General features: G+C 52.0%; 16 protein-coding genes. 11 read left to right on the forward strand and 5 right to left on the reverse strand.

Annotated features, from left to right (window positions below):
* Window positions 1–4 precede the first annotated feature (4 nt).
* Together hemD and hemC are read right to left on the reverse strand one after the other, a co-directional pair.
* A complete protein-coding gene (gene hemD, locus LVQ77_RS20720; protein WP_232905383.1) occupies window positions 5–745 on the reverse strand; it encodes a uroporphyrinogen-III synthase in 741 nt (246 codons plus the stop codon).
* Window positions 742–1683 carry a hydroxymethylbilane synthase gene (gene hemC, locus LVQ77_RS20725; RefSeq protein ID WP_232905384.1) on the reverse strand — a complete coding sequence of 314 codons (942 nt, stop codon included), beginning with the start codon at window positions 1681–1683 and terminating at the stop codon, window positions 742–744. The genes hemD and hemC overlap by 4 nt, the downstream gene beginning before the upstream one ends.
* Window positions 1684–1964: 281 nt before the next feature.
* Here hemC and cyaA point away from each other — a divergent pair, with 281 nt between their 5' ends.
* Window positions 1965–4517, forward strand: coding sequence for a class I adenylate cyclase (gene cyaA, locus LVQ77_RS20730; RefSeq protein ID WP_232866487.1), 2553 nt, complete (start codon window positions 1965–1967; stop codon window positions 4515–4517).
* On the opposite strand, the gene cyaY is transcribed toward cyaA, so the two are convergent.
* Window positions 4514–4834 carry an iron donor protein CyaY gene (gene cyaY, locus LVQ77_RS20735; RefSeq protein ID WP_151995948.1) on the reverse strand — a complete coding sequence of 107 codons (321 nt, stop codon included), beginning with the start codon at window positions 4832–4834 and terminating at the stop codon, window positions 4514–4516. The two genes, cyaA and cyaY, sit on opposite strands and share 4 nt — an antisense overlap.
* Before the next feature lie 125 nt (window positions 4835–4959).
* Between cyaY and lptM the strand changes: the two genes are divergently transcribed.
* From lptM to corA, 8 genes are all read left to right on the forward strand, one after another.
* Window positions 4960–5166, forward strand: coding sequence for an LPS translocon maturation chaperone LptM (lptM, locus tag LVQ77_RS20740; protein WP_151995947.1), 207 nt, complete (start codon window positions 4960–4962; stop codon window positions 5164–5166).
* Window positions 5167–5204: 38 nt separating this feature from the next.
* The gene (dapF, locus tag LVQ77_RS20745) at window positions 5205–6029 is read left to right on the forward strand and encodes a diaminopimelate epimerase (protein ID WP_232866488.1); all 825 of its coding nucleotides are present in this window, start codon (window positions 5205–5207) and stop codon (window positions 6027–6029) included.
* Window positions 6026–6730, forward strand: coding sequence for a DUF484 domain-containing protein (locus LVQ77_RS20750; RefSeq protein WP_232866490.1), 705 nt, complete (start codon window positions 6026–6028; stop codon window positions 6728–6730). The genes dapF and LVQ77_RS20750 overlap by 4 nt, the downstream gene beginning before the upstream one ends.
* On the forward strand, window positions 6727–7632 hold the full coding sequence (gene xerC, locus LVQ77_RS20755; RefSeq protein WP_232866492.1) for a tyrosine recombinase XerC: 906 nt from the start codon (window positions 6727–6729) through the stop codon (window positions 7630–7632). The genes LVQ77_RS20750 and xerC overlap by 4 nt, the downstream gene beginning before the upstream one ends.
* Complete coding sequence (gene yigB / locus LVQ77_RS20760; protein WP_232905385.1) at window positions 7632–8348, forward strand: 5-amino-6-(5-phospho-D-ribitylamino)uracil phosphatase YigB; 717 nt, start codon at window positions 7632–7634, stop codon at window positions 8346–8348. Before xerC ends, yigB begins: the two co-directional genes overlap by 1 nt.
* 57 nt (window positions 8349–8405) lie before the next feature.
* Window positions 8406–10568 carry a DNA helicase II gene (gene uvrD, locus LVQ77_RS20765; protein WP_154155098.1) on the forward strand — a complete coding sequence of 721 codons (2163 nt, stop codon included), beginning with the start codon at window positions 8406–8408 and terminating at the stop codon, window positions 10566–10568.
* Window positions 10569–10716: 148 nt separating this feature from the next.
* Window positions 10717–10773: a YsgD/CorL family protein gene (gene ysgD, locus LVQ77_RS22410; RefSeq protein ID WP_367597360.1), complete on the forward strand. Its 57-nt coding sequence runs from the start codon at window positions 10717–10719 to the stop codon at window positions 10771–10773.
* 163 nt (window positions 10774–10936) lie between these two features.
* On the forward strand, window positions 10937–11887 hold the full coding sequence (gene corA / locus LVQ77_RS20770) for a magnesium/cobalt transporter CorA (protein ID WP_034492179.1): 951 nt from the start codon (window positions 10937–10939) through the stop codon (window positions 11885–11887).
* A 36-nt stretch (window positions 11888–11923) separates the two neighbouring features.
* On the opposite strand, the gene rarD is transcribed toward corA, so the two are convergent.
* Window positions 11924–12838, reverse strand: coding sequence for an EamA family transporter RarD (rarD, locus tag LVQ77_RS20775; RefSeq protein ID WP_232905386.1), 915 nt, complete (start codon window positions 12836–12838; stop codon window positions 11924–11926).
* 51 nt (window positions 12839–12889) lie between these two features.
* Window positions 12890–13360, reverse strand: coding sequence for a thioesterase family protein (locus tag LVQ77_RS20780; RefSeq protein WP_232905387.1), 471 nt, complete (start codon window positions 13358–13360; stop codon window positions 12890–12892).
* A 172-nt stretch (window positions 13361–13532) separates the two neighbouring features.
* On the opposite strand from LVQ77_RS20780, the gene pldA reads away from it, so the two are divergent.
* Window positions 13533–14402: a phospholipase A gene (gene pldA / locus LVQ77_RS20785; RefSeq protein ID WP_255666919.1), complete on the forward strand. Its 870-nt coding sequence runs from the start codon at window positions 13533–13535 to the stop codon at window positions 14400–14402.
* Between the two features lie 30 nt (window positions 14403–14432).
* Window positions 14433–16259 carry an ATP-dependent DNA helicase RecQ gene (recQ, locus tag LVQ77_RS20790; protein ID WP_232866766.1) on the forward strand — a complete coding sequence of 609 codons (1827 nt, stop codon included), beginning with the start codon at window positions 14433–14435 and terminating at the stop codon, window positions 16257–16259.
* The last annotated feature ends 14 nt before the right edge of the window (window positions 16260–16273 follow it).

Genomic DNA, 16273 nt, shown 5'->3' on the forward strand with positions numbered 1-16273 from the left:
TGATTTATTGTAACGCGCGAAGCAGCGCGTCATTGTCTGCGTTATCGGCGACCCGAATATCTTGCCAGCCCAAATCCCGGGCAAGGTCTGCCAAACGCTCACTGACAACTAACAGTCGGCAGTGTAGTAACCAGTTTTTTCGATACCATTCCGGAATGAGCGCATAAAGTTGTTGTAGCATTTCACCGCTTGTCACGACCAGCGTTGAAACCCCACGTTCGCGCCAGCGAAAGGCTTCTTCCGTTCCGTCATAAATTCTGGCACTTCTTTGGTAGCATTCGCAGAAAGTCACTTCTGCGCCGCGTTCGGCCAGTGTTTCACCTAACAGTTCACGCCCCCCATTTCCACGTAAAATGAGTGCCCGTTTCCCGGCAACATTCTGTAATTCAGGTAATTGTAGCAAGACTTCCGTTGTTTCCCTGTCTTGCGGATAACGAATCGGCAAATGGCTAACCGTGTGAAACGCTAAGGCAGTCGTACGCCCAATGGCAAACCAGGCAAGATGTGAAGGCCAGGAGATGCCGTTTTGGCGTAATTGCGGGTGGGCATAGTTTATGACGTGCTGCGATAATACGAACACCAGGTCGCCTTCGTTCAGGCTCGCCAGCATGGCAGGCAGTTTGTCCAACTGCCGGCCGGGGGAAAACTCGATAAGTGGGAAGCTATACGCCACCTGCCCCAGTGCGCGCAGTCTGCTCACTAACTCGTCCGCAGCGGGGGAAGGGCGGGTGACAAGTATTGTCATGCCGGAGCATCTCCGTCATAAACGGCGGCAAGAATCTCACGTGCGCCTTTATCGAGAAGCTCCTCCGCAAGCGAAACGCCCATAACTTCGGCATCTTCTGGCTTACCGCGGCGTTCGCCACGCACCAGAATCGAGCCATCAGGTGCGCCCACTAATGCCCGCAACCATAACTCACCATTATTAAGCTCGGCATAACTGCCAATCGGCACCTGGCATCCGCCCTCAAGGCGCATGTTCATGGCGCGCTCCGCACGAACGCGAATCGCAGTCTCTTCATGATTAAGTGACGCGAGCAGCGCTTGTGTGTGTTCATCATCAAGACGGCATTCGATTCCCACCGCGCCCTGGCCTACCGCAGGCAAAGAGACTTCTGCGGGCAATGCGTAGCGGATACGTGATTGCAAACCAAGACGGTTCAGCCCGGCGACCGCCAGAATAATTGCGTCGTAGTCACCGTTATCGAGTTTACCCAGGCGGGTACCGACATTGCCGCGCAAAGAACGAATGACAAGGTCCGGGCGGCGCTCGGCGATCTGGCATTGGCGGCGGAGGCTGGAAGTGCCTACTACGCTGCCTGCCGGGAGTGCGTCCAGGCTGTCGAAATGATTGGAGACAAAAGCGTCACGCGGATCGTCACGTTCGCAAATCGTCACTAACCCTAAGCCTTCAGGAAACTCGACTGGCACATCTTTCATGGAATGTACGGCGATATCCGCACGGCTTTCAAGGAGTGCAAGTTCTAACTCTTTGACAAACAATCCCTTGCCGCCGACTTTCGCCAGCGGTGTATCAAGAATGATGTCGCCACGCGTAACCATAGGCACCAGTTCAACCGTGAGCTGGGGATGGCACGCTTCCAGGCGTTGTTTGACATAATGTGCTTGCCAGAGTGCTAATGGACTTTGGCGAGTGGCAATTCTTAATACATTGTCTAACATTGCTAGTTACCGTAATTATCGTCCCTGACCATCCTACCACTCTTCAAGGAAGGCTGTCAGTTTCAACGGGTTTGCGGAAAAGAGGGACATATTTCGTATTATGGAAGATAAAGCCGGTAGGCGGAGCGGAAGTTGGCGCGTAGCGCATCTTTCTTTACGGTCAACCAGCAAGGTGTTAAATTGATCACGTTTCCAGCAATTCTTTGCCTTGTCGTTTATAATAGAGGCAACAACCGGGAAACGGGTTTTTTCGTAATACTGAAACCATCAGGCGATATGTCTTGTACCTCTATATTGAGACTCTTAAACAGAGACTGGATGCCATTAACCAACTGCGTGTAGATCGCGCACTTGCGGCAATGGGCCCTGCTTTTCAACAGGTCTACAGTCTTCTGCCAACATTGTTACATTATCATCACCCGCTGATGCCAGGTTACCTTGAGGGTAACGTTCCACATGGCATTTGCATCTACACGCCTGATGAAACCCAACGCCACTACCTCAACGAACTCGAATTGATGCGCGGCATGCCGCCGCAGAAAACAGAATCTGGTGAATTGCCTATCACGGGCCTCTATACCATGGGCAGCACATCGTCCGTTGGGCAGAGTTGTTCATCCGATCTGGATATTTGGGTTTGTCACCAGTCATGGCTCGATAATGACGAGCGCCAGTTGCTGCAACGTAAATGCAGCGTGCTGGAAAGCTGGGCCGCCTCTTTAGGTGTTGAAGTCAGCTTCTTCCTGATTGACGAAAACCGCTTCCGCCACAACGAAAGTGGCAGCCTGGGCGGTGAAGACTGTGGTTCAACACAACACATCTTGTTGCTCGACGAGTTCTACCGCACCGCTGTGCGCCTGGCCGGGAAACGTATTCTGTGGAGTATGGTTCCAGGCGACGAAGAAGATCATTACGACGATTACGTAATGAGCCTCTACTCGCAGGGTGTGCTGACACCAAACGAATGGCTGGATCTCGGTGGTTTAAGCTCTCTTTCCGCGGAAGAATATTTTGGAGCCAGCCTGTGGCAGCTCTATAAGAGTATCGATTCTCCTTATAAAGCCGTGCTCAAGACGCTGCTGCTGGAAGCCTATTCCTGGGAATATCCAAACACGCGTCTGCTTGCAAAAGACATTAAGCAGCGACTGCATGATGGCGAGATAGTCTCTTTTGGGCTTGATCCGTACTGCATGATGCTGGAGCGTGTGACTCACTACCTCACACAAATCGAAGACACTGCGCGTCTGGACTTAGTACGTCGCTGCTTCTATCTCAAAGTGTGCGAAAAACTGTCCCGTGAGCGTGCCTGTGTAGGTTGGCGTCGTGAAGTTTTAAGCCAACTGGTCAAAGACTGGGGCTGGGATGAGCCACGTCTGGCGATGCTCGATAACCGCGCTAACTGGAAAATCGACCAGGTTCGTGATGCGCACAACGAACTCCTTGACGCGATGATGCAAAGCTATCGCAACCTGATTCGTTTCGCTCGCCGTAACAACCTCAGCGTCAGTGCAAGCCCGCAAGATATCGGTGTATTGACCCGTAAATTGTATGCCGCGTTTGAAGCGCTACCGGGTAAAGTCACGCTGGTTAATCCGCAAATTTCCCCTGATTTGTCAGAGCCTAATCTGACCTTTATTCATGTTCCGCCGGGTCGAGCAAACCGTTCAGGTTGGTATCTCTACAACCGTGCACCAAACATGGATTCCATCATCAGCCATCAACCGCTGGAATATAACCGTTATCTTAATAAGCTGGTGGCTTGGGCCTACTTCAACGGCCTGCTGACTTCGCGCACCCGCCTGTTTATTAAGGGCAACGGAATCTGTGATTTGCCAAAATTGCAGGAAATGGTGGCCGATGTTTCGCACCACTTCCCGCTGCGTTTGCCTGCGCCAACTGCGAAAGCGTTGTATAGCCCATGCGAAATTCGCCATCTGTCTATCATAGTTAACCTCGAATATGACCCGACAGCGGCATTCCGTAATCAGGTTGTTCATTTCGATTTCCGTAAGCTGGATGTGTTCAGCTTCGGGCAGCAGCAACAGTGCCTGGTGGGAAGCGTTGACCTGCTTTACCGCAACTCCTGGAATGAAGTGCGTACTCTGCATTTCAACGGCGAACAGTCGATGATTGAGGCGCTGAAAACCATTCTGGGCAAAATGCACCAGGATGCCGCACCGCCAGATAGCGTGGAAGTGTTCTGTTACAGCCAGCATTTGCGTGGGCTTATCCGCACGCGTGTTCAGCAACTGGTTTCCGAATGTATCGACTTCCGCTTGTCCAGCACGCGCCAGGAACCTGGTCGCTTTAAAGCGCTGCGTATTTCTGGCCAGACGTGGGGGCTATTCTTCGAACGCCTGAGCGTTTCAGTGCAAAAACTGGAGAATGCGGTCGAGTTCTACGGTGCAATTTCGCATAACAAATTGCATGGTTTATCGGTGCAGGTTGAGACTAATCAGGTTCAGTTGCCGTCAGTCGTAGATGGGTTTGCCAGTGAAGGGATCATTCAATTCTTCTTTGAAGAAGCGAGTGAGGACCACGGGTTCAATATCTATATCCTCGATGAGACCAACCGCGCAGAGGTGTATCACCACTGTGAGGGCAGTAAAGAAGATTTAGTGCGTGATGTCAGCCGTTTCTATTCGTCTTCGCACGACCGTTTCACTTACGGCTCAAGCTTCATTAACTTCAACTTGCCACAGTTCTATCAGATTGTGAAAGTCGATGGGCGCTCGCAGGTAATTCCGTTCCGCACCCAGACTATTACAGCAGCGACGCCGACTAATCATGACGATAGCAATGCGCCGCTACTTCAGCAGTACAGCAACAGCTAGCTAAAGCTAACGGGTTCACCCGCCTGCTGTGTGCAAGCTTCTTCAAGTAATGTCCAAAACTCTGCGCCGCTACGGTCACAAATCCATTTGTCGTCTTTCAAGTTAAAATGGTAACCGCCGCTTTTGGTGGCAAGCCATACCTGATGGAGAGGCTCCTGGCGATTGATAATAATCTTGCTGCGATTCTCAAAACTCAGGGTCAGCACGCCGCCATTGATTTCGCAGTCGATATCGCTATCACCATCCCAGTCATCCAGACGTTCTTCAATTGTTGACCACAGGCCGTCAGCCAGGCGATGAAATTCACTGTCGTTCATTTTCGTTTCTCAGTTGTTCTTCTTCACGGCAGTATAGCAACACTCGCGAATAGAAAAGAGTATTGCTTTTCAGGGATCACCTGCGATGATAGAAGGCAGAATAGTGGATTACAGGCATCTCAATAATGAAGAAAATTTTCTGCCCATTAGCACTCGTGCTGGCACTTTTTAGCCTTTCTGGCTGTGGCCTTAAGGGGCCGCTGTACTTCCCTCCTGCGGACGGTAAAACCAAGCCTACATCTCAGGTCACTCCTAAGCCACAGCCGCAATCAACCACGCCAGATCGTAATAATCGTGGTACTGATAACGCGCCGACTCAGGTTGTCTACTAGCACATTATTAATAAGTAGCCGCGTATATGGAGCAGAAGATGCAGTTTTCGAAGATGCATGGCCTTGGCAATGACTTTATGGTCGTCGACGCGGTGACTCAAAACGTCTATTTCTCCCCTGAGCTTATCCGCCGTCTGGCCGACAGGCATTTGGGAGTGGGTTTTGATCAGTTATTGGTGGTTGAACCGCCATACGATCCTGACCTTGATTTCCATTATCGTATTTTTAACGCTGATGGTAGCGAAGTCTCACAATGTGGTAACGGCGCGCGTTGCTTTGCACGTTTTGTGCGTCTGAAGGGGCTTACCAACAAACGCGATATTCGCGTCAGCACCGCCAATGGCCGCATGGTTCTCAGCGTGACGGAAGATGAGCTGGTACGCGTGAATATGGGCGAGCCTAATTTCGAGCCTTCCGCTGTGCCGTTCCGCGCAAACAAAGCGGAAAAGACCTATATTATGCGTGCCGCCGAACAAACCATTATGTGTGGCGTCGTGTCGATGGGTAACCCGCATTGCGTGATTCAGGTTGATGACTTGACTACGGCCGCTGTGGAAACGCTGGGGCCAGTCATGGAAAACCATGAACGTTTTCCTGAGCGTGCAAACATCGGCTTTATGCAGGTTGTAACCAAAGAACATATCCGTCTGCGCGTTTATGAACGTGGCGCCGGGGAAACACAAGCTTGTGGCAGCGGTGCTTGCGGCGCAGTTGCTGTGGGCATCTTGCAAGGGATACTTGCGGAACAGGTTCGCGTTGAGCTACCTGGTGGCCGCCTTGATATCGCCTGGAAAGGGCCGGGAACGCCGTTGTTTATGACCGGTCCAGCGGCCCACGTCTATGATGGATTTATACATCTATGAAGAATGCCGAGGAACAGCAAGAAGCCGTACTGGAACTGGATGACCGAATGGTGGCGGAATATCTGCTACGTCATCCCGATTTCTTTATTCGTAACGCCCAGCATGTAGAACAGATGCAGGTGCCGCATCCGGTACGCGGCACTGTTTCGTTGGTTGAGTGGCATATGGCACGTAGCCGTAACCATATCAATTTCCTTGAAGAAAACATGACCTTGCTGATGGAGCAGGCGAGTGCCAACGAAGGTTTGTTTTATCGCTTACTGAAGTTGCAGGGCCGTCTGGCTTCTGCCACTAGTTTGCAGGAAATGCTTAACCGCTTGCACCGTTGGGCGCGCGAAATGGGTCTGGCTGGCGCAAATGTGCGTCTTTTTGCGGACCGTTGGCGGATTGGTGCTCCTTCCGATTTTACCCATTTGGCACTGAATCGGCAGGCTTTCGAGTCGTTGCGTATTCAACGTCTTGGGGATCGTCAGCATTATTTGGGGCCGTTAAATGGCCCTGAATTACTGGTGGTTTTACCTCAGGCGAAAGCCATTGGTTCAGTGGCCGTGTCTCTGATGGGTAGTGACGCAGATTTAGGCGTGCTGGTTTTTAGTAGCCGCGATCCTCAGCATTACCAGGAAGGGCAAGGCACACAATTACTTCATGAACTGGCGCTGATGTTGCCAGACTTGCTGGAGCGCTGGGTCGAGCGAGTATGACGGCCTCCCCACTGCAACCTTTAGTCGATGGCTTTCTGCGCTACCTGAAAGTAGAGCGCCAGTTAAGCCCGCTGACACTGCTCAACTATGGCCGCCAACTGACCGCAATAATCACCCTGGCGGGCGAGATGAACATGAGCACCTGGCAGCAGTGTGATGCCGCCGCGGTTCGTTCAATCACGGTTCGCAGCCGCAAAGCGGGCCTCGGGTCATCAAGCCTGGCATTACGTCTTTCCGCGCTCCGTAGTTTCTTCGACTGGTGTGTCAGCCAGGGTGAGCTCAAAGCTAACCCCGCAAAAGGCATTACTACGCCGAAAACGGGCCGCCATCTACCAAAAAATATCGACGTCGATGACGTTAGTCGCCTGCTGGATATCGACATCAACGACCCACTTGCCGTGCGTGATCGCGCGATGCTGGAGGTGATGTACGGTGCTGGGCTGCGTCTTTCCGAACTGGTTAATATGGATTGCCGCCACATTGATCTGACGACAGGTGAAGTGTGGGTGATAGGTAAAGGTAGCAAAGAGCGCCGGGTGCCGGTGGGGAAATCTGCTGTTACCTGGGTTGAGCACTGGCTTGATCTGCGCGAGCTTTTTGGTCCGGACGACGATGCGTTATTTCTCTCCAAACAGGGGAAGCGTATCTCGACGCGCAACGTTCAAAAACGCTTTAGCGAGTGGGGCATAAAACAGGGGCTAAACAGCCATGTACATCCTCACAAATTGCGCCATTCATTTGCCACGCATATGCTGGAGTCGAGCGGGGATCTGCGCGGTGTGCAGGAGTTATTAGGCCACGCTAACCTTTCCACGACGCAAATCTATACCCATCTCGACTTCCAACACTTAGCCTCAGTGTATGATGCTGCGCATCCACGCGCTAAACGAGGGAAATCGTAATGCATTTTTATCGCCCATTAGGGACTATCGCCGCGCTCACTTTTGATCTCGACGACACGCTCTACGACAACCGCGAAGTGATTATGCGCACCGAGCGTGAGTCAATGAGCTTCGTGCAGAACTACCATCCGAAGCTTAACCATCTGCAACGCCCTGATTTTTTGCGCATTCGCCATGCGTTGCGCCTTGAAGAACCGGATATTTACCACGATGTCACCGAATGGCGTCGTCGTGCTGTAGAGCAAGCCATGTTAGATGTCGGATTATCAGCGGAAGAAGCCGCCGCAGGCGCACAAGCTTCGATGGAGAACTTTGCCCATTGGCGCAGCCAAATCGACGTGCCGCAAGAAACGCACGACACGTTAGCGAAACTCGCCGAAAAATGGCCGCTGGTGGCGATTACCAACGGTAACGCTGAGCCACATCTTTTCGGCCTCGATCAATACTTTAAGTTTGTGCTGCGCGCCGGCCCTCATGGGCGATCCAAACCATTTAATGATATGTATCATCTCGCAGCAGAAAAGCTCAATGTTCCGCTCGGCCATATTCTGCACGTAGGTGATGACCTGACTACTGATGTTGCAGGGGCTGTTCGCTGTGGTATGCAGGCTTGTTGGATAAATCTGCGCGATGGCGACCTAATGCAGATTGATGACAGCCGCTTATTGCCACATCTGGAAATTTCGCAGTTGGCATCCCTCACCGCGCTGATATAATCTGATTAATTCTGTATAAAATCACAGTATATTTTTATCTCCTCAACGGCGGTGCCAATGGACGTTTCTTACCTGCTCGACAGCCTCAATGACAAACAGCGCGAAGCCGTCGCGGCCACGCGTAGCAACATGCTGGTACTGGCTGGTGCAGGAAGCGGTAAGACGCGTGTATTGGTGCACCGTATTGCGTGGTTAATTAGCGTGGAAAACTGCTCGCCATATTCGATTATGGCGGTGACGTTTACCAACAAAGCGGCGGCTGAAATGCGCCACCGTATCAGTCAGTTGATGGGAACCAGCCAGGGCGGCATGTGGGTAGGTACTTTCCATGGTCTCGCGCACCGCTTGCTGCGTGCACATCACATGGACGCCAACCTGCCGCAGGATTTCCAAATACTGGACAGCGAAGATCAGCTGCGTTTGTTAAAGCGCCTGATTAAAGCCATGAATCTCGACGATAAACAGTGGCCTGCACGGCAGGCAATGTGGTTTATCAACGGCAAAAAAGATGAAGGCCTACGCCCACATCACATTGAAAGTTATGGCAACCCGGTCGAGCAAACCTGGCAAAAAGTGTATCAGGCGTATCAGGAAGCCTGCGATCGCGCTGGGCTTCTGGACTTTGCCGAACTATTGCTGCGTGCTCATGAACTCTGGCTGAACAAGCCACACATTCTTAATCACTACCGCGAACGCTTCACCAATATTCTGGTGGACGAATTCCAGGATACCAACAGCATCCAGTACGCATGGATTCGCATGTTGGCAGGTGATACAGGCAAAGTGATGATTGTTGGTGATGATGACCAGTCAATCTACGGCTGGCGCGGCGCGCAAGTTGAGAATATCCAACGCTTCCTGACCGATTTCCCTGGCGCACAAACCATTCGCCTTGAGCAGAACTACCGCTCAACCAACAACATTCTGAATGCCGCCAACGCCCTGATTGCGAACAACTCAGGTCGTTTAGGCAAAGAGCTGTGGACGGATGGCAGCGACGGCGAGCCGATCTCACTGTATTGCGCATTTAACGAATTAGATGAAGCGCGTTTCGTGGTTAACCGTATCAAAACGTGGCAGGAAGCGGGTGGAGCACTCGAGCAATGCGCCATTCTTTATCGCAGCAACGCCCAATCGCGAGTGCTGGAAGAGGCGTTATTGCAGGTCGGCATGCCGTACCGCATCTATGGCGGCATGCGCTTCTTCGAACGTCAGGAAATCAAAGATGCGCTCTCGTATCTGCGCCTGATTGCCAACCGCAATGATGACGCAGCGTTTGAGCGCGTGGTTAACACGCCAACGCGTGGCATCGGCGACCGCACATTAGACGTGGTGCGCCAGACATCGCGTGACCAGCAACTGACAATGTGGCAAGCCTGCCGCTTGTTACTCCAGGAAAAAGCATTAGCAGGCCGTGCCGCTTCTGCGTTGCAACGCTTCATGGAACTTATCGACGCGCTGGCACATGAAACCATCGACATGCCGCTGCACGTACAAACTGACCGGGTTATCAAAGATTCGGGCCTGATGATGATGTACGAGCAGGAAAAGGGTGAGAAGGGCCAGACGCGTATTGAAAACTTAGAAGAACTGGTCACGGCAACACGCCAGTTCAGCTATCAGGATGAAGACGAAGACTTGATGCCTTTGCAAGCGTTCTTGTCCCATGCGGCGCTTGAAGCGGGTGAAGGGCAAGCCGATACCTGGCAAGATGCGGTGCAATTGATGACGCTGCACTCGGCGAAAGGTCTGGAGTTCCCGCAGGTGTTTATCGTCGGCATGGAAGAGGGCATGTTCCCAAGCCAGATGTCGCTCGATGAAGGTGGCCGCCTGGAAGAAGAACGCCGCCTTGCCTATGTGGGTGTGACGCGTGCGATGCAAAAACTGACACTGACCTACGCTGAAACCCGTCGTCTGTATGGCAAAGAAGTTTATCACCGCCCGTCACGTTTCATTGGTGAACTGCCAGAAAACTGCGTGGAAGAAGTTCGCCTGCGTGCCAGTATCAGCCGACCGGTCAGCCACCAACGCATGGGCACGCCAATCTCTGAGAATGATTCAGGCTTTAAACTCGGGCAGCGTGTACGCCATGCAAAATTTGGTGAAGGCACGGTCGTTAACCTGGAAGGGAGTGGTGAACACAGCCGTATTCAAGTGGCATTTCCTGGCCAGGGAATTAAGTGGTTAGTTGCTGCTTATGCACGCCTTGAATCGGTATAAATTAGCGGGTTAACTCATAGTCTTTCACGCTTTTGCTAGCTTATAAATATCACCATAGTTTATTACTCCATGGTGTCCCGTTGCGTGTTGACGCCATATTTATGGTGGCGTAACATGCGCGCACGATTACGCTAAGAGGACACTCGCCTTGGACACACCCAGTAAATACTGGCTCAATAACCTGTCATCCAGGTACAACTTCTAAGGCTATCCTCGAATGCTGATAGCCTTAGTGGTTGTCGGCGACCTCATATCTCGTATATCCCGTCGCAATGAGTCAGACTTTTTAATGGTCTGAAACCTAGTTAGTTTCTGTCTGTGTGCCAACCGAACTGTCCCTGATATTTTTTGCATTGGGAGTACCGGTCATGCTGAGCGCATTTCAACTGGAAAACAATCGTCTGTCCCGTCTTGAATTAGATGAGGCCGATAACCTGAGCAATTCTGTTTGGGTTGATTTGGTCGAGCCTGAAGAGAGCGAGCGTCAGCGCGTGCAAACGGAACTTGGTCAAAGCCTGGCAACGCGCCCGGAACTGGAAGACATCGAAGCATCCGCGCGTTTTTTTGAAGACGAAGACGGTTTGCACATCCACTCATTTTTCTTTTACGAAGATGCCGACGATCACGCGGGCAACAGCACCGTGGCATTTACTATTCGTGAAGGCCGTCTGTTTACGCTGCGCGAACGTGAATTACCAGCTTTTCGCCTCTATCGCATGCGTGCTCGTAGCCAGAATATGGTTGATGGCAACGCTTACGAATTACTGCTCGACTTATTCGAAACCAAAATCGAACAGTTGGCAGACGAAATCGAAAACATCTATAGCGATCTGGAAAAACTCAGCCGCGTGATTATGGAAGGGCACCAGGGTGATGAATACGACGCCGCACTTTCCACTCTCGCTGAGTTGGAAGATATCGGCTGGAAAGTCCGTTTGTGTCTGATGGATACGCAACGCGCCCTGAACTTCCTGGTGCGTAAAGCGCGTTTGCCGAGCGGGCAGCTTGAGCAGGCCCGTGAAATTCTGCGAGATATCGAATCCCTGCTGCCGCACAATGAATCCCTGTTCCAGAAAGTGAACTTCCTGATGCAGGCGGCGATGGGCTTTATCAACATCGAGCAGAACCGCATCATCAAGATCTTCTCGGTGGTATCCGTCGTATTCCTACCGCCAACGCTTGTTGCATCCAGCTACGGGATGAACTTTGAGTTTATGCCCGAGTTGAAACTGAGCTTCGGTTACCCGGCGGCGATTATCGTCATGATCCTCGCGGGCCTGGCACCGTATCTCTACTTCAAGCGCAAAAACTGGTTGTGAGATGAAAATGAGAAGGGAGCCGATTGGCTCTCTTTTTTACTTCTGCGCGACCGCGCGCGCTGCTATCCGCGAGTTTCGTTGCGTATAAATAGCATCCAGAATAAACAGCGCCAGCGCCGCCCAGATAAAACCGAAGGTCAGGAGCTTGTCTTTACCGACGACTTCACCGTAGAACGTCACCGCCAACAGGAACATTAACGTCGGGCCGATGTACTGGAAGAAGCCCAGCGTCGAGAGGCGCAAACGCGTCGCCGCTGCGGTGAAGCACAGCAATGGAATCGTGGTGACCACGCCCGCCGCAATCAGCAGTAAATTCAGCGATATCGAGTTTTGCCCCATATGGCTGGTTGAACTGTCCGCGATGCCAAACAGGTAAATCGCGGCAATTGGCAGCAGCCACAGCGTTTCAACCAGCATGCCGGTTTGCGCATCCACGGCAATTTTCTTACGCACCAGCCCGTAAAACGCGAAGCTAAATGCAAGGCCCAGAGCGATGATTGGCAGCGAGCCGAATGTCCAAAGCTGAACCAGAACACCACAAGCGGCAAGGCCAACGGCGACCCACTGCATTCTGCGGAAGCGCTCACCGAGGAAAATCATCCCCAATAGCACGTTAACCAGCGGGTTGATAAAATAACCCAGGCTTGCCTCGAGCATGTGGTTGTTATTCACCGCCCAGATGAAGAGCAGCCAGTTACCGCCGATGAGCACCGCAGAGAGTGCCATGGCGAATACCTTTTTGCGGTTCTGACAGGATCTCTTTACCTGAGGCCACTGGCGACTAAGGCTAATTAACACCACCATAAAGAAGAATGACCAAATCACGCGGTGCGTCAGGATTTCATCAGCCGGAACATAGTGGATTAATTTGAAGTAAGCAGGCGCGATGCCCCACATAAAGTACGCCGCCAGTGCTAGTAATACGCCCTGACGGGTTTGTTTCGCATCCATGAAAAGAACTCGTTGATCAATAGTGTCCTAATTGTATCAGCAATAATTACATCACCCCACCATGTAGGTAGCGGTCGCACTGGCGATATGCAATTGATCTTCGTTGTGTAATTCCACGCGTGCCACGGCCACTTTACGGCCTGCACGTAGAAGGGTGCTGCTGGCGGTGAAACGTTGCCCGCGCCCCGGACGCAGGTAATCGACCCGCAGGTCGATGGTGCCCATTTTCGACAGTCGCTGGCGCAGTTCTTCCTCGCTAATACTGTCATGGCGAGTCAATGTGCTGCCCACGCACACCAGGCCTGCCGCGACATCCAGCGATGACGCAATCACACCGCCGTGCAAAATACTCTGCGCCCAGTTGCCCACCATCATCGGCTGGTTATTAAAACAAAGCTCGGCGTAATCTTTCTCGTAACGGACAAGCTCCAGCCCCAGCGCACGGTTAAATGGCATGTGATAGACAAAAATTTCACCGACCAATTGTAAAGCGGCTTCCGGGGTCAAAAATGGGGTAGACATGGATCGTTCCTCGACCAAAATAAAATCACAATGTTAATTAATTGTGTATTTTATGCTTCACAACCGTTGATTGCCACTTTAAGAACTGTAGACCGAGCGTCCAGATTAAGAACTATGTAGAATGTGTCCCTGATAATAATTTGAAACCTTTTCTTTCAGGAGAACACCATTGATGCGCAAGTATCTAGGATGGCTGATGGCGGCATGCCTGCTTCCTTCTATGGCTAACGCAGCTGAAGCGACCATAAAGCAAGTGCATGATAAACCGGCTGTGCGTGGCAGCATCATTGCGAATATGCTTCTGGAACATGACAATCCATTCACACTTTACCCGTATGAAACTAACTATCTGATCTATACGGTGACTGATGACCTCAACAAAGAGGCGATTAGCAGTTATAACTGGTCTGATAATGCCCGGAAAGACGAAGTAAAATTTCAGCTTAGCCTCGCGTTCCCTATCTGGCGCGGTATTCTGGGGCCTAACTCAGTGTTAGGTGGCTCATATACCCAAAAATCCTGGTGGCAGTTGTCCAACAGTGGAGAGTCTTCTCCTTTCCGTGAAACCAACTATGAACCGCAGCTTTTCCTCGGTTTTGCGACCGATGAATCTTTTGCCGGTTGGACATTACGCGATGTCGAGTTTGGTTATAACCACGACTCCAACGGCCGTTCAGACCCAACATCCCGTAGCTGGAACCGTTTATACACGCGTCTGATGGCTGAGCACGGTAACTGGATGGTTGAAGTGAAGCCGTGGTATGTGATTGGCAGCACCGACGATAATCCGGATATCACCAAATACCTGGGCTACTACCAATTACGCGTGGGCTACCAGTTTGGCGATGCGATTCTGAGTATGAAAGGGCAGTACAACTGGAATACCGGCTACGGCGGCGGTGAATTAGGCTTTAGTTATCCGGTCACTAAGCACGTACGTCTATATACCCAGCTTTACAGCGGTTACGGCGAGTCATTAATTGATTACAACTTTAACCAGACACGCTTCGGTGTCGGCGTTATGCTTAACGATCTGTTCTAAAAATTTGGCGGTTTTAGTGGTGTGGAAAGCGTGACACAGGCGGAAGTAATTAATCAGGCAGTACTGGCCAGACAGGTTTTGCAAGATACCTTTGGCTATCAACAGTTCCGCCCGGGTCAGGAAGCCATCATCGAAACGGTGCTGGAAGGGCGCGATTGCCTGGTTGTCATGCCGACCGGCGGTGGAAAATCTCTGTGCTATCAGATTCCGGCGCTGGTATTTGGCGGGCTGACTGTCGTGGTTTCGCCGCTGATTTCCCTGATGAAAGACCAGGTTGATCAGTTGCTGGCAAACGGTGTTGCGGCAGCGTGTCTTAACTCCACTCAAAATCGCGAACAGCAACAAGAAGTGATGGCGGGCTGCCGTTCCGGGCAGATTCGCCTGTTATACATCGCGCCTGAACGGTTGATGATGGATAACTTCATCGACCAAATCAGCCAGTGGCACTTGTCGATGGTTGCGGTTGATGAGGCGCACTGTATTTCGCAGTGGGGACACGATTTCCGCCCGGAATATGCAGCGCTTGGCCAATTGCGCCAGCGCCTGCCTTCGGTGCCATTCATTGCCTTAACTGCTACGGCTGATGACACAACGCGCGCGGACATTGTTCGCCTGTTAGGCCTGCATGACCCGCTAATTCAAATCAGTAGCTTTGACCGCCCGAACATTCGCTACATGCTGATGGAGAAGTTTAAACCTCTCGATCAGCTGATGCGCTACGTGCAAGAACAGCGCGGGAAATCCGGCATTATTTACTGTGGCAGCCGCGCCAAAGTGGAAGACACAGCTGCGCGTTTGCAAAGCAAAGGTATCAGCGCCGGGGCTTATCATGCCGGGCTTGAACACCATGTGCGTGCGGAAGTGCAGGAAAAATTCCAACGTGATGACCTGCAAATCGTCGTGGCGACCGTCGCCTTCGGTATGGGCATCAATAAACCCAACGTCCGTTTTGTCGCGCACTTCGACATCCCACGCAATATCGAATCCTATTACCAGGAAACGGGCCGTGCCGGGCGTGACGGCCTGCCTGCGGAAGCGATGCTGTTTTACGATCCGGCGGATATGGCCTGGCTGCGTAAATGCCTCGAAGAAAAACCGGTTGGGCAGTTACAAGATATCGAGCGCCACAAACTCAACGCCATGGGCGCATTTGCCGAAGCGCAAACCTGCCGCCGTTTGGTGTTGCTGAATTACTTTGGTGAAGGTCGCCAGCAATCTTGTGGCAACTGCGATGTTTGCCTCGATCCACCGCGCCGTTACGACGGGCTGGTGGATGCGCAAAAAGCACTGTCCTGTATTTATCGCGTCAATCAGCGCTTTGGTATGGGCTATGTCGTGGAAGTCCTGCGCGGTGCCAATAACCAGCGCATCCGCGAGTTTCAGCATGACAAACTTCCGGTCTACGGCATTGGTCGCGACCAGACGCACGAACACTGGGTGAGCGTGATTCGCCAGTTGATCCACCTCGGCGTAGTGACGCAAAACATCGCGCAGCACTCCGCGCTGCAACTCACCTCTGCGGCACGTCCATATTTACGCGGCGAAGAACCGCTAATGCTGGCGGTGCCGCGAATCGTAGCAATCAAATCGAAATCCAGCCCGAAAGTGTTTGGCGGAAACTACGATCGTAAGCTGTTCGCCAAACTGCGCAAGCTGCGTAAAGCCATTGCCGACGAGGAGAATATCCCGCCGTATGTGGTGTTTAACGACGCCACGCTTATCGAAATGGCCGAACAAATGCCGATTACGCCTGGTGAAATGCTAGGAGTTAACGGTGTAGGTACGCGTAAACTTGAACGCTTTGGGCGTGAGTTTATGGCACTTATCCGCAGTCATGTCGACGGCGAAGATGAGTAGTAGCCAATACCCTT

It is taken from the genome of Buttiauxella cochleicola (assembly GCF_021282435.1).
Taxonomy (GTDB): Bacteria; Pseudomonadota; Gammaproteobacteria; order Enterobacterales; family Enterobacteriaceae; genus Buttiauxella; species Buttiauxella massiliensis.